Origin of the sequence: Amycolatopsis sp. NBC_00345 (assembly GCF_036116635.1) — a bacterium.
Taxonomy (GTDB): Bacteria; Actinomycetota; Actinomycetes; order Mycobacteriales; family Pseudonocardiaceae; genus Amycolatopsis.
Genome location: NZ_CP107995.1, coordinates 4,269,057 through 4,289,774, shown reverse-complemented (window position 1 = coordinate 4,289,774; position 20,718 = coordinate 4,269,057). Strand labels below are relative to the sequence as shown.

The following is a 20,718-nucleotide window of genomic DNA, read 5'->3' as shown; positions in this document are numbered from 1 at the left end:
GGATGCGCGCGGGCCACGGCCGCGGTTAGCGTTTCCCGCATGAAGCGCGCCGCATCGACGACCACGCCGGAGACCGACCCGGCGCGCTGACACCTGAGCAGAGCGAAGCCCCGGGGCGGGTGCCCCGGGGCTTCGCCGTGTGGTCACCCGTCTCCCGCCCGTGAGGAGACCACGATGCCCGACCACCGCAAGCTCGGCCGAGAACTGGGCCTGTTCGCCACCGATCCGCTGATCGGCGCCGGCCTGCCGTTCCTGCTGCCCGACGGCGCCGCGCTGCGCCACACCCTGGAGGAGTACGTCCGCGACCTCGAACGCCGCGCGGGTTACCAGCACGTGTACTCGCCGGTGCTCGGCAAACGCGAGCTGTACGAGCGGTCCGGGCACTGGGCGCACTACCGCGAAGACATGTTCCCGCCGATGGCCGTCGGCGGCGAGGAAATGGTGCTGCGGCCCAGTTTGTGCCCGCACCACGCGCTCGTCTACCGCTCCCGGGCGCGCAGCCACCGCGAGCTGCCGCTGCGGATCGCGGAGCTGGGCGGGATGTACCGGGCCGAGCTGTCCGGGGTGCTCGGCGGGCTGAACCGGGTGCGCGCGATCCAGCTGAACGACGCGCACCTGTTCTGCACCCCGGACCAGGCCGCCGCCGAGGTGCACGGCGCGCTCGGGCTGATCCGGCGCGTCCACCGGGACCTCGGCCTCCGCCCGGCGCGCTACCGGCTTTCGCTGGCCGGCGAGGGTGGAAAGCACGCGGGCTCAGCCGAGCAGTGGGACCGCGCGTCCGCGTTGCTCGTCGAAGCGTTGGACAGCAGTGGCATGGAGTACGAGGCGGTGGCGGGGGAGGCGGCGTTCTACGGCCCGAAGATCGACGTCCAGGTCGTCGACAGCGCGGGCCGCGAGTCCACCCTGTCCACCGTGCAGGCCGACTTCCACCAGCCCGAGCGGTTCGACCTGCGCTACACCGGCCCGGACGGCGCCGCGCACCGGCCGGTGCTGGTGCACCGCAGCGTGCTCGGCAGCCTGGAGCGCGCGATGGCCCAGCTGGTCGAGGAGCACGGGGGCGCGTTCCCGCCGTGGCTCGCGCCGGTCCAGGTCCTGGTCCTGCCGGTGTCCGACGCCCAGCTCCCCGAGGCGTCGGAACTCCTGCGACGGTGCCTCGACGCGGGCCTGCGCGCCGAGCTGGCCGGCCCGGACCGGGGCAGCCTCGGCGCCCGAGTCCGAGCCGGCCGCCTCGTCCCGTACCAGGCGGTGCTCGGCGCGGCCGAAGCCGCGGGTGGGCTGGTCGCCCCTCGCCTGCGCGACGGCCGGAAGGTGGCGGCCCTGGCCGTCGGCGAGTTCCTCGCCCGGGTGGCCGAGCGGATCGGGGACCGGGGAATGGAGCTGTGGGGCTAGGAACCCAGCAGCCCGCGTTCGAAGGCGACGGCGACGGCGGCCGCGCGGTCCTTCACCCCGAGCTTGGCGTACGCGTGCAGCAGGTGGGTCTTCACGGTGGCCTCGCTGATAAAGAGCTTCTTCGCCGCGTCCTTGTTCGTCGAGCCGCGGGAGACCAGCGACAGCACCTCGATTTCGCGCTGGGACAAGGGTTCCTTCGCCGGCGCGCGCATCTGGCCCATGATCCGGCTGGCGACGGCGGGGGAGAGCACCGCTTCACCGCGAGAGGCCGCGCGGACGGCGCGGAACAGCTCCTCGCGCGGGGAGTCCTTGAGCAGGTAGCCGGTCGCGCCCGCCTCGATGGCCGGCAGCACGTCGGAATCGGTGTCGTAGGTCGTCAGCACCAGCACGCGCGCCGGGTTGCCGAGGCGGCCCAGCTCGGTGATCGCGGCGACGCCGTCGGTGCCGGGCATGCGCAGGTCCATCAGGACGACGTCGGGCTTCAGCGACTCGGCCAGCGCCACCGCCTCGCTGCCGTTCCCGGCCTCGCCGAGCACCTCGAAACCGCGCTCGCCGGTGAAGATGCCGCGCAGGCCGTCGCGGACGACCGGGTGATCGTCGGCGATGAGCAGTGTGATCGTCACGCGGACGCCCCCTCGTTCTCGATGCCCTCCGGCAGTGTCCCCTCCGGCAGTGTCGCAGCCGGGACGGCGGGCAGGTTCACCGAGATCGCCGTGCCACCGCCGGGCTCGGACTCCACGTGCAGGGTCCCGGCCAGCCGCTCGACGCGCCGTCGCATGCCGGGCAGCCCGAACCCGCCCTCCGCCGGGGGCGGGGCGTCGGGGTCGAAGCCGACGCCGTCGTCGCGCACGTCCAGCGTCACCTCGTCGCTCATGTACGACAGCGTGAGCCCCACCCGGTCCGCCGCCGCGTGTTTGGCCACATTGGACAGTGCTTCCTGCGTGATGCGCAGCAGGGTCGCCTCCAGCTCGGGGTGCAGGGCCTCGGCGGTGCCCGTGGCGGTGAAGCCCGCGCGGACGCCGGTGCGCTCGCCCCACAGGCGCGTCACCTCTGCCAGCGCGTCGGGCAGCGTCGCCGATTCCAGCGGCTCCGGCCGCAGCGCGCCGACGGACCGCCGGGCGGCGGTGAGGTTCTCCCGCGCCAGCTCGGTGGCGGTGGCGAGGTGCCGCCGCCACTCGGCCGGGTCGGCTTCGGCCTGGGCGGCGGCCTCGAGCTGGGTGATGATGCCGGTGAAGCCCTGGGCGAGCGTGTCGTGGATTTCCTGGCTCAGCCGCTGGCGCTCGTCGAGCACCCCCGCCTCACGCGCCTGGGTGAGCAGTTGCCGTTGCAGGCCTTGGTTTTCCGCCTCGGCCGCGGCCAGCTGGTCGAGCATCCGCTTGCGTTCCTGGCTCTGCCGCCCGACGGCGGCGAACACCGCGCCCCCGCCGCCGATCGCCGCCGTCTGCACCAGGATCAGCGTCACCATGACACCCGGCGAGGTCGTCAGCGAGTGCACCGGCCCGCCGACCGAGACGGTGTTGATGAGCAGCGAGGTGACGCCCACGCCGAGGATCGCCACAGGCACCGGGCTCATCCGCATGGCGGCGAAGAACGCGAAGATCATGAAGACGAAAAAGGCGGACTCCCGGGCCTGCAGCGCCGTCGCGAAGCTCACCACTCCGACGAAGGTCAGCGCGGCGAACACCGGGCGCTCGCGCACGCCGGGGCGCGGCAGCACGGTGGTGAGCAGCAGCCACACCGCGGCGCCGCCCGCGAGGGCCAGCGTGACCGCCCGGTGCCCGGCCGTCTGGTTCGCGGGCAGCGTGGTGAGCAGGACCGGGACGACGAGGAGCACGAACCCGAACACGGTCTCCACCCGGGTGAACCACTGGTGCCATCGCAGGCCCGAGCCCCCCGGCCGGGGCGCGAGCGGCGGCATCAGCGAGCGGCCCCAGTCCACCTTCACGTCGTCGGCCCGCTGGAATCTCATGCCTTGAGGTCCTTGAGCTGGGGCCAGATCACGGCCCAGGCGTCAAGACGCCCGCTGAGCTGCCAGATCGGCATGGTCCGGCTGGAGTTGGGCACGCCGAGCCGGTTGTCGACCCGTGCCACGATCTTCGCCGACTGAAAGTGCTTCGCCAGCTTCGACGGGTCGTTGCCGACGAAGAGCACGGTGTCCATGTCGTTGGCGGGACGTCCGAAGTACCAGAAGCCGCGGCTGGGGCTGTACGCCTCGGGCAGGCCACGCTCCGGTCCGTACCGGCCGAGGGCGCCCGCCTGCCAGTAGCCCGCGGTGACGAGCGCGGTGTGCTCGCGCTCGGCGGGCGGCAGCAGCCGGTACGCACCGGCGACGGAGTCCGCCAGGTCGGGCCAGCCCACCTCTTCGATGGCGTACGCGGGATGCGGCGCGTCGGGGTGCTCCACGAGCCACTGCGCCGGCCAGACCGGCAGCGCGTACGGCAGGCTGTACAACGCGGAGAGCACGAACACCGGCCACGTCGGCACCCAGCGCCACCACAGCGCGGGCTGCCGGTTCTCCAGGTGCACGGCGGCCGCGGCCCACAGCACGCCGAACATGCCCGCGGCGTAGTAGAACCGCCCGTTGGCGACGATGAACACGACGATGAGCCCGAGCGTCGTCCAGCCGAGGAACCGGTACGGCCGCAGCTGTTTGGCGCCCAGCAGCACGGTCAGTCCATAGAGGACACCCAACGCGCCGGTCACCAGCCCGGCGCCGGCCAGCAGGCCCGGGACGAACTCCGCGCGGCCGCCGCCCTGGTCGACCTCCTTGGCGATCGCGTCGCCCATGCCGAGCTGCGGCCAGCCGTTGGCCGTCTGCCACCACAGCGTCGGAACGCAGGCCAGCGCGGCGATTCCCGCCCCCGCCCACAGCTTCGGCCGGCGCAGCAGGTCACGCGGGCCGAACACGAGCGAGGTCAGCGCGGCCAGGGCCCAGAACGCGCCGATCAGGAACTTCACGTTGAGCGCGACGGCGGTGACCAGTCCCAGCCACAGCAGCAGGTTGTCGTCCCGGGTCCGCAGCCAGCGCACGAGCAGCCAGAGCGCGACCGTCCACAGCACCGGGTCGACAGTGGACGTCGCGAGGTAGTGGCCGCTGCCCACGAACTGGCCGCAGATCGCGAACGCGGCGGCCGCGCGGGTCTGCGCCCGGCGCCGGCCGCCGAGCTCCCGCGCGATGAGCGCCGTCACCACTACGCCCGCGGCAGTGACCAGGATCGCCGGGACCCGGAACACCACCAGCGAGCCCGGGGCGATCGTGTTCATCAGCCACGCGATCAGCGGCAGCACCGGCGGCTGGTCGGCGTAGCCCCAGGCCAGGTGCTTGCCTGCGGCGAGGAAGTACAGCTCGTCGCCGAAGTAGCCGTAGCGGCCGGCGGTGGCGAGCAGGACCGCCGCGGTGCCGGCCGCGAGCAGCGTCACGGGCAGCCGTGCGAACTCCGCGACGTCGCCGGTGGGCTTGGCGCGAGCGCCGGCCGTGGTCACGGCTTCCATCCTGCTCCCCGTCCGCTGTTCGGGCCCGACGAGCCGCACCCTACGGGGGCGGGCCCGGCGCCGGGCCGCTCGCTGTGGCGCCGGGCACACCACGTCAGGTGGTGACCAGGCTGGGCCAGATCCGCGGCCACGGCTGGAGCCGCCCGCTCGCCAGCCAGATCGGCAAGCCCTGTTCGACGCTCGGCTTGGCCGCGCCCGTGTCCACCTGGCCCGCCGGGCGCAGATCCGCGAAGTGGCCCAGCAGCGGGCGCGGGTCGGTGCCGACGAACAGCACGTCGCGGGCCGAATCCGGCGGCACGACAAGCGTGGCGTACCCGCGGTTCGGGCTGGCCGGCTCGGGCAGGCCGAGCGCGGGGCCGTAGTGGTCCAGCGCGCCCGCCGTCCAGTAGGACTCGGTGACCACGGCGGTGTGGGCCGGGTCGGGGACCTTCGCGAACGCGTCCGCCACCGAGCGCGCCGTCTCCGGCCAGCCGATCTCGGCGGACGCGAGGATCGACCTCGGCAGCGCCGGGTGCTCCGTCAGCCACGCCTGCGGCCACACCGGCAACGACTGGGGCACCGTGAGGACGATGGCCAGCAGGTACACCGGCCAGGTCGCGATCCAGCGCCACCACCGGGAAGCCCGGCCGCTTTCCAGCTCGACCGCGGCCGCGGCCCAGCACGGCGCGAACATCCCCGCGATGTAGTACGCGCGGCCGTTGGCCAGGACGAACACCACGGCCAGCCCCAGCGTGGTCCAGGCGACGAAGCGGTACGGCCGCAGCCGCTCCGAGCGCAGCAGCCGCCACAGGCCGTAACAAAGGAGCACGGCCCCGATCGGCAATCCGGCGACGAGCAGCGCCTCGGGCAGCCACGCCACCCGTCCGCCCAGATAGTCGCTGACCTCCCGCGAGACGGCCTCGCCCATGCCCAGCTGCGGCCAGCCGTGCGTCGCCTGCCAGACGAGCGTCGGGACCAGCGCCGCCGCGGCGATCGCGGCGCCGAGCCACAGCTTCGGCCGGCGCAACAGCTCACGCGGGCCGAAGACGAGGAACACGATCCCGGCGACCAGCCAGAAGCCGCCGATCAGGAACTTCGTGTACAGCGTGAGCGCGGTGACCACGCCCGCCCAGGCCAGCAGGCCGTCGGCGCGGGTGCGGACCCAGCGGACCAGCAGCCAGAGCAGCACCGTCCACAGGAACGGGTCGAGCGTCGAGGTCGCCAGGTAGTGCCCGCTGCCGACGAACTGGGTCGACACCGCCAGCGTCGCCGCGGCCAGGGTCTGCGCCTTGGCCCCGCCGCCGAACTCGCGGGCGATCAGCGCGGCGAACAGCACCGCGGCGGCCATCGCCAGAATGGCCGGGATCCGCAGCACGAACGGAGAACCGGGGACGAGCGCGTCCATCGTGCGGGCCAGCAGCGGCAGGAGCGGCGGCTGGTCGACGTACCCCCAGGCCAGGTGGCGTCCGGCGGAGAGGAAGTACAGCTCGTCGCCCATGTAGCCGTAGCGGTTCGCGGTGACGGCCAGCAGCGCGGTGAGCAGGGCGGCGAGGACGAGCACGGGCTTGCGGGCGAACGGGGCCACGGCGCGCGTCGCCGGGACGGTGGTAGCGGTCGCGGTCATCGTCACTCCCAGCGGAAGAATCGGGCGGCGAGCACGGAGCAGACCACGGTGAACGCGGCCATCGAGCCCAGTTGCAGCAGTTCCGGCGCGTGCCCCGCCGCGGTCTCGCGCAGGGCGTTGATCGTCGCGCCGAGCGGCAGGACGTCGGCGACGTGCTGCAGGAACACCGGCAGCTGCTCCTTCGGCACCCACACCCCGCCCAGCGCCAGCATCGGGAAGAACACCAGCGCCCCGATGCCGCTCGCGGCCCTGGCCGTCGGCGCGAACGCGGCGACCAGCAGGCCCACCGAGAACAGCGACGCCGCGCCCAGCACCACCGACAGCGCGAAGCCGCCCGGATTCAGCGGCAACGCCATGCCGAGCGCGATCCTGCCCACCCCCACGACGAGCAGGATCACGACAACGGCGGCCACGAGGTTCACGATCAGCTGCGCGGCCAGCAGCCGGGCCGGCGGCACCGGGCTGGCGGAAAGCCGTTTCAGCACGCCCTTTTCGCGGTAGCCGGCCAGCGCGGCCGGGAACAGCGTCACCGCGAGCATCGCGATGACGATCGCCACCGCCATCGGCGCGATCAGCGTGGACAACGGCGACTGACCGCCGAACTGCGCGCTCGGGTTCTTCGTGCCCGGGATCAACCCGAACACCAGGATCAGGGCGAGCGGGATGCCGATCACGGTGGCCGGCGCGCCCGGGTCGCGGAGGAACAGCTTCGCCTCCACGGCGGTCATCTTGGTGAGCATCTGTGTGGTCCCCTCAGTCCAGTTTCCGGCCGGTCAGCGCGACGAACGCGTCGTCGAGATCCGCCTGGTCCACTCGCAGCTCGCCGGCGATCACCTGGTTGCGGGCGAGGAACGACGTGACGGTGTGCAGCGCGTTGCCGCGCCCGGTCACCACGAGCCGTTCACCGTGGCGCTCGACCTTCAGCACGTCGGGCAGCGAATCGAGCTGCGCCACGTCGACCGGCGCCGACGGGCGGAAGCGGATGCGCTGCTCGTCGTCGACCCGCCCGACCAGCCCGGCGGGCGTGTCGATGGCGACCACGCGGCCGGAGTCGATCACCGCGATCCGGTCGCAGAGCCGTTCGGCCTCCGCCATGAAGTGCGTGACCAGCAGGATCGTCACGCCCCGGTCGCGCACCGCCTCGATCAGGTCCCAGGTGTCACGCCGCGCCTGCGGGTCGAGGCCGGTGGTGAGCTCGTCGAGCACGGCGATCTCCGGGCTGCCCACGAGCGCGAGCGCGATGGAGAGCCGCTGCTTCTGTCCGCCGGAGAGCTTCTTGTACGCGGTGTCGCGCTTGTCGGCCAGGCCCAGCGTGGCGAGCAGCTTCTCCGGGTCGGCGGGCGTGCGGTAGAAGGAGGCGTACAGGTCGATCGCCTCGCGGACCCGCAGCCGGTCGGGCAGCTGGCTCTCCTGGAGCTGGATGCCGACGCGCTGGCGCACCTCGCCCCGGTCGGCGCGCGGGTCGAGGCCGAGCACCGAGAGCGTGCCGCCGTCGGCGACGCGCAGCCCCTCCAGGCACTCCACCGTGGTGGTCTTGCCGGCGCCGTTGGGCCCGAGGATCCCGAAGATCTCCCCGCGCTCCACGCTGAACGAGACGTCGTCCACCGCTACTTTGGCGCCGTACCGCTTGTGCAGGCCCTGGACTTCGATGACCGGCATCGCGCCCTCCCCTCTCGATCGGTTCGTCGAGAAGAGACTCCCGTGGGGAAGGGGTCGCGCGGATCGCCGGAACGGCCAGAACCCGGCTCCACCAGCAGGCGGCGGGCATCCACCGATCGGTGGATGCGGGCGGCTAGGGGTGCCGCCGCCAGGTCAGCGTGACGTCCTTTGTGGACAGCCAGGCGGCGAGGTCGTAACCGTGCCCGGCGAGGCCCTCGACAGCGGCGTACGTGGCTTCGAGCGCGTACTCGGCTTCGGACTGCGGCAGCAGGCCCTCCGCGACGGCCGCGACCAGCTCGTCGTTGTCGATCACGCGTACCGACACCTTGTCCTTGAGCACCAGGTCGAGGTAGAGGTCGGTGGCGATCCAGCGGGCCCCGTCGCGGCGCACGCGGACCACGTCGAGGTAGAAGTCCTGGTCCCGCTCGTGGCCGGGGTTGAACCAGAAGTCGGTGACGCGCAGCCCCAGCTCCGGCAGCAGCCAGGACTCGAGGTAGCGGAACTGGGCGCGCCCGGGCGTGGGACGGGCGAGGTAGAGGCCGAACGGCTCCTCGCGGAACTCCTCCACCTCCCGCGTGACGCCCTTGGGGTCGATGTTGACACGAGCGGCCGGGTCGAAGGTCTCCACCTTCGGCGGGTGCAGGTCGGTCATCCGCTCATCTTGCCTTGCGCGGCGGTGAAACCGGACGTTTCTCACCCGGGCCCGTCACGGATCGGTCAACCCGCACCCGGCCGGGTGCACGGCTGGCTAGGGTGCACCGGACTTACTTGGGGGGCTCTTGTTCGGGATCATCCGGCCGTGCCGGCACCGGCTGTCCGCGCGGCTGCACGCGGACTGGCTGGCTCACCTGTGCGGCCTCTGCCTGGCGTTGCGCGACGAGCACGGGCAGCTCGCGCGCGTCGTGACGAACTACGACGGGCTGGTCGTGTCCGCCCTCGTCGAGGCCCAGGCGCCGCGGGCGGGCGGACGCCGCCAGGCCGGCCCGTGCCCGTTGCGGGGCATGCGGACGACGTCGGTCGCGCGGGGCGAGGGCGCGCAGCTCGCGGCCGCGGTGTCGCTGGTGCTGGCCTCGGCGAAGGTCGGCGACCACGTCGAGGACGGTGACGGCGCGTTCGGCCGCCGTCCCGTCGCCGGCGCGGCCCGGCGCGTCGCGCGGCGGTGGGCGGTGCAGGGCGGCCGCACCGGCTTACGCGTCGGCTTCGACACGGCTGTGCTCACCGAGGCCGTCGGACGGCAAGGCGAGCTGGAACGCGCGGCGCGGGCGGGCGACTCCGTGCTGCTGGTGACGGAGCCGGCCGAGCTGGCGGCGTCCGCGGCCTTCGCGCAGACGGCCGTGCTCGCGGGCCGCCCGGCCAACGCCGCCCCGCTCGCCGAGGCCGGCCGCCTGTTCGGCCGCGTCGCGCACCTGCTGGACGCGGTGGAGGACCAGGCCGCGGACGAGGCCGACGGCGGCTGGAACCCGTTGTCCGCCACCGGAACCAGCCTCGCCGAGGCCCGGCGGCTGGTCGACGGCGCCGTGCTCGGCGTGGAGCTGGCGCTGCGCGAGGCGGAGTTCACCGAGCCCGCGCTGGTGCACGCGCTGCTGGTGCACGAGCTGCGCCAGGCCGTGCGCCGCGCGTTCGGGCACCGGCAGGAGCCGCCGCCCGGCTGGATCGGGCCGGGGCCGCTGCAGTCGCCGGACGGGTTCCCGTACCACCGCGAGTCGCACTCGGGCGCGAACCCGGCTGCGCCAGCGAGTACTCCGCCGGGTCAGCCGGGTTCGGAGCCGCCGGGCCAGCCGCCGTCGAAGCGCCGCGGCCGCGGCCCGGAGAACGGCGACGGGGGTGGCTGCTGGACACCGAAGTTCGCACTGCCGCCGCGCCGGCGCGGGGTCGCGTTCGGCTGCCTGGTCGCGACGTACATGTGCTGCTCCTGCCAGTTCTGCTGCCGCGACCCGTTCCCGGGCCCGTGGAGCGGCAAGCCCCACGGCTCCTGGGACTGCGACTGTGGCGGCTGTGACTGCGGCGGATGTGATGGGTGCGACGGGTGTGACTGCTGTGGTTGTGATTGCAGCTGCTGAACGGGCCAGGCGGCGCGGGCGTCCGCGGGACCGCCTGAAACCCCTTTCGCCGCAGGTCGCGGGCCCTTCACCGACTCCGCGACTGAAAACTGTCGGTGGGTCGGCTTACTCTGGTTCTCGTGGCTTTCGCAACCGAACACCCCGTCCTCGCCCAGTCCGACTTCCGGCCGGTCTCCGACGTCCCCCGGTCCGGCGGCCGGTTCGAGGTCATCAGCGACTACCAGCCCGCCGGTGACCAGCCGGCGGCCATCGACGAGCTCGAGCGCCGGGTCCGGGCGGGCGAGAAGGACATCGTGCTGCTGGGCGCCACGGGCACGGGCAAATCGGCCACCACCGCGTGGCTGATCGAGCGCGTGCAGCGCCCCACGCTGGTCATGGCGCCGAACAAGACGCTGGCCGCGCAGCTGGCCAACGAGCTGCGCGAGCTGTTCCCGCACAACGCGGTCGAGTACTTCGTCAGCTACTACGACTACTACCAGCCCGAGGCGTACATCGCGCAGACGGACACCTACATCGAGAAGGACTCGTCGATCAACGACGACGTCGAGCGGCTGCGCCACTCCGCCACGATGAACCTGCTCTCGCGCCGTGACGTCATCGTGGTGGCCAGCGTGTCCTGCATCTACGGGCTGGGCACGCCGCAGTCCTACCTCGACCGGTCCTCGATGCTGAAGGTCGGCGAGCGGCTCGACCGCGACGTGTTCCTGCGCGCGCTGGTCGACGTGCAGTACACGCGCAACGACATCGCGTTCGCCCGCGGCACGTTCCGCGCGCGCGGCGACACGGTGGAGATCATCCCGGCGTACGAGGAGCTGGCCATCCGGGTCGAGTTCTTCGGCGACGAGATCGAGAAGCTGTACTACCTGCACCCGCTCACCGGCGACATCGTGCGCGAGATCGACGAGGTCCGGATCTTCCCGGCCACGCACTACGTCGCCGGCCCGGAGCGCATGGAGCGGGCGATCAAGGGCATCGAGGCGGAGCTCGAGCAGCGGCTGGCCGAGCTGGAGCGCCAGGGCAAGCTGCTGGAGGCCCAGCGGCTGCGCATGCGCACGGCGTACGACATCGAGATGATGCGCCAGGTCGGGTTCTGCTCCGGCATCGAGAACTACTCGCGGCACATCGACGGGCGGCCGTCCGGCTCGGCGCCGGCCACGCTGATCGACTACTTCCCGGAAGACTTCCTGCTGGTCATCGACGAGTCGCACCAGACGGTGCCGCAGATCGGCGGCATGTACGAGGGCGACATGTCGCGCAAGCGCAACCTCGTCGAGTTCGGCTTCCGGCTGCCCAGCGCCACCGACAACCGGCCGCTGACCTGGGAGGAGTTCTCCGACCGGATCGGCCAGACGGTGTACCTCTCGGCGACGCCGGGCCCGTTCGAGATGGGCCAGGCCGGCGGCGAGTTCGTGGAGCAGGTCATCCGCCCGACCGGCCTGGTCGACCCGAAGGTGGTGGTGAAGCCGACCGAGGGCCAGATCGACGACCTGGTGCACGAGATCCGCGAGCGCGCGGAGAAGGACGAGCGGGTGCTGGTCACCACGCTCACCAAGAAGATGTCCGAGGACCTCACCGACTACCTGCTGGAGCTCGGGATCCGGGTGCGGTACCTGCACTCGGAGGTCGACACGCTGCGCCGCGTCGAGCTGCTGCGCCAGCTGCGGGCCGGCGACTACGACGTGCTCGTCGGCATCAACCTGCTGCGGGAGGGCCTCGACCTGCCGGAGGTGTCGCTGGTCGCGATCCTCGACGCGGACAAGGAGGGATTCCTGCGCAGCGGCACCTCGCTGATCCAGACCATCGGCCGCGCGGCGCGAAACGTCTCCGGCGAGGTCCACATGTACGCCGACAAGATCACCGACTCGATGCGGCACGCCATCGACGAGACCGACCGCCGCCGCGCCAAGCAGGTCGCCTACAACGAGGAGCGCGGCGTCGACCCGCAGCCACTCCGGAAGAAGATCGCCGACATCCTCGACCGCGTCTACAGCGAAGCCGAGGACTCCGAGGAAACGGTCGCCGTCGGCGGCTCAGGCCGAAACTCCTCACGCGGCAAGAAACCAGAACAGGGCGACCGCGTCCGCAGCTCGGGCATGCTCGTCGACAAGGACGTGTCGGGCATGCCGCGGGCCCAGCTGGCCGACCTGATCCAGCAGATGACCGACCAGATGATGCAGGCCGCCCGCGACCTGCAGTTCGAACTGGCCGCCCGCCTGCGCGACGAGGTGTCCGACCTGAAGAAGGAACTGCGCGGAATGGACGCCGCGGGAATCAAGTGAGCCGCCGCCTGCCGCCGCCCGGCCCGCGATCGGTGCCGGCCCGTTGACGGCCGCCGCTCCCGCGACGGCCGCCGCTCCCGCGACCGCCGTCCGCGCGTGACCGCCGCGCCTGCGGCCGTCCCGCACGTGACTGCCGCGCACGTGACTGCCGCGCACGTGACTGCCGCGCGCGTGGCAGTCGAGCCCATGAGCGGCGGCCGCACGTGACCGCCAAGCCCATGACCGTCGAGGACGTGATCGCCTATTGCCTGGCTAAGCCGGGCGCGGAGGAGACCTACCCCTTCGGCGACCACGTCCTCGTGGCGAAGGTCGGCGGCAAGGCCTTCGCCTTCATCGGCCAGGACGACCCGCCCTCAGTCGGCTTGAAGTGCGGTGCCACCGAGGAGGAGGCCGCGGAACTGCGGGCCCGCCACCCGTCCGCGGTCTCGGTGATGGCCTACCTTGGCCGCTATGGCTGGAACAGCGTCGCCCTCACCGCCGGCGCTGCTTCCGCCGCCGTGCCGCCCGCCGAGCTGGCAGAACTGCTGGACGCCTCCTACGACGCGGTAGTGGCCAAGCTGCCGAAGTCACGCCGCCCCTGAACCCTCGCTCCGCCGCCGTGGACGTTCGCAATCCACAAAGGACACACTGCGAGCATTCGCCGCCGCCGTCCTGCTATTCAGGGAGCGGCGTCAGGCGTCAGGCCGGTGCGTCGACGAGTACGTCCGGTGGATTCCCGTCCCTGACCGCGTCCAGGTATTCCCCGATCGCGTCGCGGTTGTGGGTCAGGCAGGTGATGCGGGTGGTCATGCGGTCGAGCTCGTGTTCCAGCGTCGCGATCATTTCCGGGGTCGCGTCGGGGAAGTAGAGGGCGCGGGGTTTGCCCAGGCAGGGCAGGATCTGCTTGATGATCCGCGTCGGCAGGCCGGCGTCGAGCAGGCCGCGGATCTGCAGCACGCGGTCGACGGTCGGCTCGTCGTACTCGCGGTAGCCGTTGGGGGAGCGGCTCGCCACGATCAGCCGTTGCTCCTCGTAGTAGCGCAGCAGCCGACGTGGTGTGTCGGTCCGCGCGGACAGCTCCCCGATGCGCATGTGCGCCGCCTCACTCGTCGCCGGATTGACCCTCACATCCATGTGATGGTTTGAGCATACGACCATGCGAGTCCACCAGACGCCCCACCACCAGCCCGACCACAACCTCCCCGAGAAACTCCGCCACCAGCCCGACCACAAGCCCGACCGCAAGCCCAACCACCAGCCCGACCGCAAGCTCAACCACCAGCTCCCCACCCGTGCCCTCCTGCCCCTGGCCACGGCCGTGTTCCTCACCAGCCTCACCGAGACCCTGCCCGCCGGCGTCCTGCCCGGCCTGAGCGCCGGGCTGGGCGTCGGCGAGCCGGCGGCGGGGCAGGCCGTCACGGTTTACGCGCTCGGCACCGCGCTCACCGCCATCCCGTTGTCCGCCGCCACCTCGGGCTGGGGCCGCAAGCGTTTGCTTCTCACCGCGATGGCGGGCTTCGCCGTGGCCAACACCGTCACTGCCGTCTCGGCGAGCTACCCGTTGACGATGGCCGCCCGCTTCGTGGCCGGGGTCGCGGCCGGGCTGGCGTGGGCGCTGCTCGCCGGGTATGCGCGCGGGCTCGCGCCGGAACCGTTGCGGGGCAAGGCGATCGCGCTCGTCATGACCGGTATCCCGGTCGCGTTGTCGTTCGGCGTGCCCGCCGGGACGTTCGCCGGCGACGCGTTCGGCTGGCGCGCGCCGTTCTTCGCCATGACGGTGCTCGCTGTCGGCACGATCGCCTGGATCGCGGCGCTCGTCCCGGACCGGCCCGGGCGACGCCACGAGAAGGCGCCGGTGCTCAGGGCCCTCACCGTCCCCGGGGTCACCCCGGTACTGGCCGTGACGCTCGTTTTCGTGTTGGCACACACGATCCTCTACACCTACGTGGCCACCTTCCTGAGCACGCTGGGCCTGGGCGGGCAAACGGATCTCGTGCTGCTCGTGTTCGGCCTCGCCTCGCTGGTGAGCATCGCGGTGGTCGGCGCGCACATCCACCGGCGGCTGCGGGTGCTCACCCTCGCCGGCGCCGTGCTGGTCGCGGTGGCGGCCGCGGTCCTCGCCCTCACCGGCGGCAGCCCGGCACTCGTCTACGTCGCCGCCGCGCTCTGGGGCCTCGGCTGGGGCGGCGTCCCGACGCTCCTGCAGACCGCCGCCGCCGACGCGGGCGGCGAGCAGGCCGACGCCGCCCAGGCAATGCTCGTAACGCTGTGGAACGCGGCGATGGCCGCCGGCGGCGTGGCCGGCGGGATCCTGCTCGACGCCTTCGGAGCGCGCGTTTTCCCGTGGACCGTGCTGGTGCTGCTGGCCCCCGTGCTCGCCGTGGTGGTTTCGGCCCGGGGCCACGGTTTTCCGCGGGCCCGGACCACCGCCGCCTAGTACGGCATTCCTGATCGGTCCCGGCCGGCCAGCGCAGGAGTTCCAGCAAGGACTTCTCTCTGCGCCAGCAGATCCCAGACCGGCGGTCCCACTCGGCCCATTCTGGTGCCGACAACCCGCCCACCGCGATACTGTCGCCCATCGGCACGCACGTGGACGGCATGGGGGACCGATGTCATTCGACGACCTGGTGCGCGGGTTCCGGCAGCGCCTGACCGTCTGCCAGCAGCAGGGCCAGGCCGACGAGCTGCTGAGCGACTCGATGGCGGCCGAGGCCTCGGAACTGTGGCGGGCCGCCCAGCCGCCCGACGCCGTCCACGTCACGCCCGCGGACGAGGAGCGGCTGGCCGTGGCTTCCCACACCTTGGGCTGGCTGTTCTACCTGCGCTTTTCCGTGCTGGCCCCCGGTCCCGACCGGCTCGGGCAGCTGGCTCGCCTCGTTGTCCACCTCCTGCCCTTGGCCGGTACCACGGCTGTGCTTCCCGAGAACATGCGCGAGGTGCTCGGGCCGGACGCTGATCCCGTCGTCCAGGGGAAGATCGCGTTCGACCTGGCTCGCGAGGGCCAGGCCGTCGACGACCCGTACCTGCTCGACGCGGCCATCATCCTGTTGACCGGCGCCGTCTCCGCCGACCACGGCAGCCGGCCGCTGCTGCTCTACAACCTCAGCCTCGCCTACCTCGCCCGGCACGAGCTCTACCACAACGCGGCCGACCTGACGCGGTCGGTCGAGGTAGGCGAGCAAGCCATCGCCGCCGCCCCGGCCGATGACCCGGATCGCATCGAAAAACTGGGCAACCTCAGCGTTTGCTACCTGCGGCGGTACGAGCAAACCGAGCAGGCGGCGGACCTCGACCGGGCGATCGAGCTGGGCGGGCAGGCGCTGGCCGCCACGTCCGGAGACAGCCCCGACCGGGACAAGGCGCTGTCCAATCTCGCCGACGCCCACCAGGCCCGGTACCAGCGCACCGGCAGCCGGGCGGATCTGGACCGGGCCATTGACCTGGGGGAGCAAGCCCTCACCGTCATGCGGGGCGACGATCCCGATCGAGCACTCGTGCAGACCGGCCTCGCGTACGCCTGCCAGTTCCGCGGCCTGCCCGCGGACCTGGAACGGTTCATCGAGCTGATGGAGCCGGTGGTCGGCGTCCTGCCGGCCGACGCCCCCGCTCGCGCGATGTACCTGTCCGACCTGGGCGGTGCCTACGGCAAACGGTTCAACCGCGGCGGCGCGCCGGCCGACCTGGCCCGCGCGATCGCACTGGGCGAGCAAGCCCTGGCCGCCGCACCCGGCGAAGACCGCGAACCGATGGCGTTCAACCTCGCGACGTCCTACCACCAGCGGTACGAGCGCACGGGCGCGCTGGACGATCTCCAGCGCGCGATCGAGTTCGGCGAACAAGCCCGGACGGCGGGGGCGAGCGGCTACCTCGACCCTTCCGTCATCCCGGCCACGCTGGGTGTGGTTTACCTGCTGCGATTCGGGCGCACCGGCGCGCAGCCGGATCTCGACCGCGGCATCGAGATGAACGAAGCGGCGCTGGCCGTCATCGACCGCCGCGACCCGGCCGGGCCGCTGGTCAACCTCTGCCAGGCCTACCGGTCGCGGTTCGAGCGCACCGGGTCGCCGGCGGATCTGGACCGGGCGATCGAGCTGGGCGGACCCGCTCTGGCCGCGGTTCCCGCCGATTCTCCCGGGCGGGCTTCGCTGCTCTGCTGCCTCGGCACCGTCCATCTCCGCCGGTTCGAGCGGACCCGCGCGCCGGCCGACCTGGAACCCGCGATCGCACTGTGCGAACAGGGCGTCGACGCCACGGTGGCCGGCGATCCGGAGCGGCTGGAACGGCTGTACTGGCTGTTCGTGTGCCTCCTGTGGTGGGCCGAGCACCGGCAGACGCTGGAGGATTTCGACCGCGCCATCGAGCTGGGCGCGACGGCGATCACTGCCGCCGACGACAAAAACCCTTACTGGGCAGTGTTCCTGTCCGATCTCGGCCGGGCCTGTCACCGGCGCTTCGCCCTCAGCCGGGTGCCCGCGGACGTGGATCGCGCCGTCGGCTTGTTCGAACAAGCACTCGCCGCCATGTCCACGCACGATCCCAAACGCACGGAGTTGCTGTCCAACCTCGGCGTCTGCTACCAGCAGCGATTCCGGCACACCGGAGCGCTCTCGGATCTCGGCCAGGCGATCGAGCGCGGCGAGCAGGCCGTGGCCGCCGCCGCGACCGGCATCCCCGACCGTTCGGCAATGTTGTCCAACCTCGGCACCGCCTATCACACCCGGTTCGAACGGACCGGCGCGCCGGCGGATCTCGATCTGGCCATCGACCGGTTCGAGCAGGCACTGAACGCCATGGGCACCGGCCCGGTGCCCATGCTGACAAGCCTCGCCCTCAACCACGAGAAGCGGTACCGGAGCACTGGTACGCGGGCCGACCTCGATCGCGCCATCGAGTTGTACGAACATCTGGTGTCCACTGTAGACGATCCGAGCAGCCTGGCGCTCATGTCGGCGCTCGGGTTCGCTTACTGGCTGCGGTTCGAGCGCACCGAGACGGCGGCGGACCTGCGGCGGGCCACGGACCTGCTCGAGCACGTCGCCGGGGCCCTGCCGGAGGACGATCCCCAGCGCGGGGGCGACGTCCTGGCCAAGCTCGGCATCGCCTATCGCTCCCGGTTCGAGCGGCTGGGGACGGCGGCCGACCTCGATCACGCCGTCGAACTGGGCGAGCGCGCGCTGGAGGCGATGCCGGCGAGCGACCCCGAACACCCGATGGCGCTGGGCGATGCCGGCCTCACCTACTTCCGGCGGTTCGAGCGGGACGGGGTGCTGGCGGACCTGCGGCGGGCCATCCAGCTGGGCGAACAGGGCCTGGCGGGGTTGCCGGCCGGCCAGCGCGGTCACGCCGCCGCGTTGTCCAATCTCGGTATCGCTTACCGCATCCGGTTCGAGCGCACCGATTCCCTGGCGGATCTCGATCGCGCCATCGACCTCGGGACATTAGCGGTGACGGCCGCGTGGTCGGTCACTCCCGCCACCCACGGCGGGCACCTCGCCAACCTCGGCATCGCCCACAGCGTCCGGTTTCGCCGGACCGGGGTGCCGGCGGATCTCGACCGGGCCATCGAGTGGGGCGAACGCGCCCAAGAACACCTGGGGAACGAGGTCAACCGAGGCGGGAATCTGGCCAATCTCGCCCAGGGCCATCTGCTGCGATTCGAGCGCGATCTGCGGTCGCCGGACCTCGACCGGGCCATCGAATTGTTCGAGGAGGCCGTTGCCACCTGCGCTCCCGACCATCCCGTGCGTTGCGCATATCTGGGCCACCTCGGCGACGCCTATCTGCGGCGGTTGCACGAAACCGGCCTGGCCGTCGACCAGACGACACTGCGAGACCTGGCAACGCAGGTTGCCCGCGCGACGACCGCGTCGCCGGCCCAGCGGCTTTACGCGGCGGGCCAGGTCGGGCGGCTCGCGCACGCGATGAACGAGCACGCCATCGCGGTGGAATTGTTCGACTCCGCGGTGGAAATGGTGCCGCTCGTGGTTCCTCGCGAGGGCCGCTGGGAAGACCAGGACTACCAGGTCGGCAAGTACCGGGGCGAACTGGTGGGGGACGCGGTGGCCGCGCACTGCGCCCTCGGCGACGCCGCCGGTGCCGTGGAGGCGGCCGAACTCGGCCGGGGCGCGGTCCTCGCCGCCGCCATGGACACCCGCACGGATCTCACCGACCTCGGCCAGGCCCATCCCGGGCTGGCCGGCCGATTCCAGCAGATCCGGGACCGGCTCAACATCGTCGACAGCGCGGCCGGCGACATCCGGGAGCGCAGGCAACGGTGGGCCGAGCACGACACGCTGCTCGCCGAAATCCGCAGCCAGCCCGGCTTCGCGCGGTTCCAGCTGCCGCCCCGGATCGCCGAACTGAAGTCCGCGGCGGCCGGCGGCACGATCGTGGTGGTCAACGCCGGCCGGTACCGCAGCGACGCGATCGTCGTCACCGGAGACACCACCATCGGCGTCGCGTTGCCGGACCTCACGCTCGCCGAAGTGGAGTCCCGGGCCCAGGAACTGTTGGCGGCCAACCACAACGGGAGTTCGCTGTCGGGCGCGCTACGGGCCAAGCGGGTGCTGGCCGACGTCCTCGCCTGGTTGTGGGACGCGGCCGTCGCGCCGATCCTCGACACCCTGGTCACCCCGGACGACGCGCTGCCCCGAGTGTGGTGGATGCCGACCGGGCTGCTCGGCCTGTTCCCGTTGCACGCCGCCGGTCACCCCGGCCGTCCCGGAGCCCTGGACCTGGTCGTGTCCTCGTACACACCGACTATCCGCGCTCTCGCCCACGCCCGGGGGCGGCCGTCGGCGACCACCCGCCGCCAGCTCACCGTCGCCCTCGCCAGTACTCCCGGGCTGCCCGATCTGCCGGGCACCGCCGCGGAGGCCGCCGCCCTGCTCGCGCGCGATCCGAGCACGTCGCCGCTGACCGGAGAGGACGCCACAGCCGCTCGGGTCCTGGCTGCGCTGGAGGACGCGACCTGGACACACTTCGCCTGCCACGCCAGCGCCGACCTCTCGGCCCCCGCCCAGAGCGGGTTATGCCTGTACGACGGCGTTCTGCCGCTGCCGGGCATCGCCCGCCTCCGCCTCGCTCACGCCGAACTGGCTTACCTGTCCGCGTGCTCCACCGCGCACCCCGGAACCCGGAACGTCGACGAGGCGCTGCATCTGGCGTCCGCCTTTCACCTCGCCGGGTTCCGGCACGTTATCGCCGGCCTCTGGCCGCTCAACGACAGCGTCGCGGCCGCGGCATCAGCCGCCTTCTACCGCCATCTGCCCACCACACCCATCGCCGAACACGCGGCCACGATCCTGCACCGCGTCACCCACGACCTGCGCGCCGAGTACCCCGACCGGCCCGATCTGTGGGCCGCGCTGATCCACAGTGGCCCGTAGCGGACGATGGCGCCATGGACATCGAACTCCTGGAAGGCATCATCGCCACGGTCGCCGCCCGGGAGCTGGTTCCGAGGTTCGGCCACCTTGCCGCTGCTGATATCGCCGAGAAGACCTCCGAGTTCGACGTCGTGTCCGTCGCCGACCGGGCGGCCGAGGAGGCGATTTCCGCGGCGGTCCGGGACCAGTGGCCGGGAACGGTGGTGATCGGGGAGGAGTCGGCCGGCTCGGACGAGGTGCTGCGGGCGCAGCTGCGTTCGGAGTCCGCGCTGGTGCTCGACCCGCTCGACGGGACGAAGAACTTCGTGTCCGGCCTCCCGCTGTTCGCGGTCATGGCCGCCGTGATGGACCGAGGGCGGATCGTGGGGTCGGTCATCCACGATCCGATCACGCGGACGTCCGCGATGGCCGTCGCCGGGGCGGGCGCGTGGCTGCGCCGGCCCGGCGAAGCTTCCCAGCGGCTCAAGGTCGCCGACCCCGTGCCGCTGGGACGGATGGAGGCCATCGCCGGCGCCCGGTTCGCCCCCGAGCCGTTGCGGAGCACCCTGGTGGCGAACCTGCTGAAGCTGGCGGGCTACACCTGGTTCCGTTGCGCGGGCCACGAGTACCTGCTGGCGGCGGCAGGCCGCGTCCATCTGCTGTGCTACAACCGGTTGATGCCGTGGGACCACGCCGCGGGCTGGCTCCTGCACCGTGAAGCGGGCGGCTTCAGCGCCCACTTCGACGGCTCGCCCTTCGACCCCGGCCGGATGGGCGGCGGCCTCCTGTGCGCTCCCGACGAGGACTCCTGGCACGAGGCACTGGAGAACGTGCTCGGCCGGACAGTCCGATAAGGACACTCAGCGGCCCGCCGCCCGGAACCGTGCGGC

15 protein-coding genes are annotated in these 20,718 nt (G+C 72.2%); 7 read left to right on the top strand and 8 right to left on the bottom strand.

Annotated features, from left to right (window positions below; genetic code table 11):
• Window positions 1-93: 93 nt before the first annotated feature.
• Entirely contained in the window at window positions 94-1,389 is a 1,296-nt protein-coding gene (gene thrS, locus OG943_RS18770) for a threonine--tRNA ligase (protein WP_328612094.1), read from the top strand.
• On the opposite strand, the gene OG943_RS18765 is transcribed toward thrS, so the two are convergent.
• From OG943_RS18765 to OG943_RS18735, 7 genes are all read right to left on the bottom strand, one after another.
• A complete protein-coding gene (locus OG943_RS18765; protein ID WP_328611080.1) occupies window positions 1,386-2,012 on the bottom strand; it encodes a response regulator transcription factor in 627 nt (208 codons plus the stop codon). The two genes, thrS and OG943_RS18765, sit on opposite strands and share 4 nt — an antisense overlap.
• Window positions 2,009-3,358 carry a sensor histidine kinase gene (locus tag OG943_RS18760; RefSeq protein WP_328611079.1) on the bottom strand — a complete coding sequence of 450 codons (1,350 nt, stop codon included), beginning with the start codon at window positions 3,356-3,358 and terminating at the stop codon, window positions 2,009-2,011. Before OG943_RS18760 ends, OG943_RS18765 begins: the two co-directional genes overlap by 4 nt.
• On the bottom strand, window positions 3,355-4,872 hold the full coding sequence (locus OG943_RS18755; protein WP_442874741.1) for a glycosyltransferase family 39 protein: 1,518 nt from the start codon (window positions 4,870-4,872) through the stop codon (window positions 3,355-3,357). The genes OG943_RS18760 and OG943_RS18755 overlap by 4 nt, the downstream gene beginning before the upstream one ends.
• A 103-nt stretch (window positions 4,873-4,975) precedes the next feature.
• Complete coding sequence (locus OG943_RS18750; protein ID WP_328611077.1) at window positions 4,976-6,484, bottom strand: glycosyltransferase family 39 protein; 1,509 nt, start codon at window positions 6,482-6,484, stop codon at window positions 4,976-4,978.
• A 2-nt stretch (window positions 6,485-6,486) separates the two neighbouring features.
• On the bottom strand, window positions 6,487-7,224 hold the full coding sequence (locus OG943_RS18745; RefSeq protein WP_328611076.1) for an ABC transporter permease: 738 nt from the start codon (window positions 7,222-7,224) through the stop codon (window positions 6,487-6,489).
• Between the two features lie 13 nt (window positions 7,225-7,237).
• On the bottom strand, window positions 7,238-8,143 hold the full coding sequence (locus OG943_RS18740; RefSeq protein ID WP_328611075.1) for an ABC transporter ATP-binding protein: 906 nt from the start codon (window positions 8,141-8,143) through the stop codon (window positions 7,238-7,240).
• Window positions 8,144-8,276: 133 nt separating this feature from the next.
• Window positions 8,277-8,795 carry a DUF402 domain-containing protein gene (locus tag OG943_RS18735; protein ID WP_328611074.1) on the bottom strand — a complete coding sequence of 173 codons (519 nt, stop codon included), beginning with the start codon at window positions 8,793-8,795 and terminating at the stop codon, window positions 8,277-8,279.
• Window positions 8,796-8,922: 127 nt separating this feature from the next.
• Between OG943_RS18735 and OG943_RS18730 the strand changes: the two genes are divergently transcribed.
• From OG943_RS18730 to OG943_RS18720, 3 genes are all read left to right on the top strand, one after another.
• Window positions 8,923-10,203, top strand: a complete 1,281-nt coding sequence (locus OG943_RS18730) for a DUF5685 family protein (protein WP_328611073.1) — start codon at window positions 8,923-8,925, stop codon at window positions 10,201-10,203.
• A gap of 119 nt (window positions 10,204-10,322) precedes the next feature.
• A complete protein-coding gene (uvrB, locus tag OG943_RS18725; RefSeq protein ID WP_328611072.1) occupies window positions 10,323-12,482 on the top strand; it encodes an excinuclease ABC subunit UvrB in 2,160 nt (719 codons plus the stop codon).
• A gap of 218 nt (window positions 12,483-12,700) precedes the next feature.
• Window positions 12,701-13,063, top strand: coding sequence for an MmcQ/YjbR family DNA-binding protein (locus OG943_RS18720; protein ID WP_328611071.1), 363 nt, complete (start codon window positions 12,701-12,703; stop codon window positions 13,061-13,063).
• Window positions 13,064-13,160: 97 nt separating this feature from the next.
• Here OG943_RS18720 and OG943_RS18715 read toward each other — a convergent pair whose 3' ends face one another.
• A complete protein-coding gene (locus OG943_RS18715) occupies window positions 13,161-13,553 on the bottom strand; it encodes a MerR family transcriptional regulator (RefSeq protein WP_328611070.1) in 393 nt (130 codons plus the stop codon).
• Window positions 13,554-13,617: 64 nt separating this feature from the next.
• Between OG943_RS18715 and OG943_RS18710 the strand changes: the two genes are divergently transcribed.
• The 3 genes from OG943_RS18710 to OG943_RS18700 all read left to right on the top strand — a co-directional run bounded on the left by OG943_RS18710 (window position 13,618) and on the right by OG943_RS18700 (window position 20,682).
• Window positions 13,618-14,898 carry an MFS transporter gene (locus OG943_RS18710; RefSeq protein ID WP_328611069.1) on the top strand — a complete coding sequence of 427 codons (1,281 nt, stop codon included), beginning with the start codon at window positions 13,618-13,620 and terminating at the stop codon, window positions 14,896-14,898.
• 172 nt (window positions 14,899-15,070) lie between these two features.
• The gene (locus OG943_RS18705) at window positions 15,071-19,849 is read left to right on the top strand and encodes a CHAT domain-containing protein (RefSeq protein ID WP_328611068.1); all 4,779 of its coding nucleotides are present in this window, start codon (window positions 15,071-15,073) and stop codon (window positions 19,847-19,849) included.
• Between the two features lie 14 nt (window positions 19,850-19,863).
• Window positions 19,864-20,682: an inositol monophosphatase family protein gene (locus tag OG943_RS18700; protein ID WP_328611067.1), complete on the top strand. Its 819-nt coding sequence runs from the start codon at window positions 19,864-19,866 to the stop codon at window positions 20,680-20,682.
• Window positions 20,683-20,718: the final 36 nt, after the last annotated feature.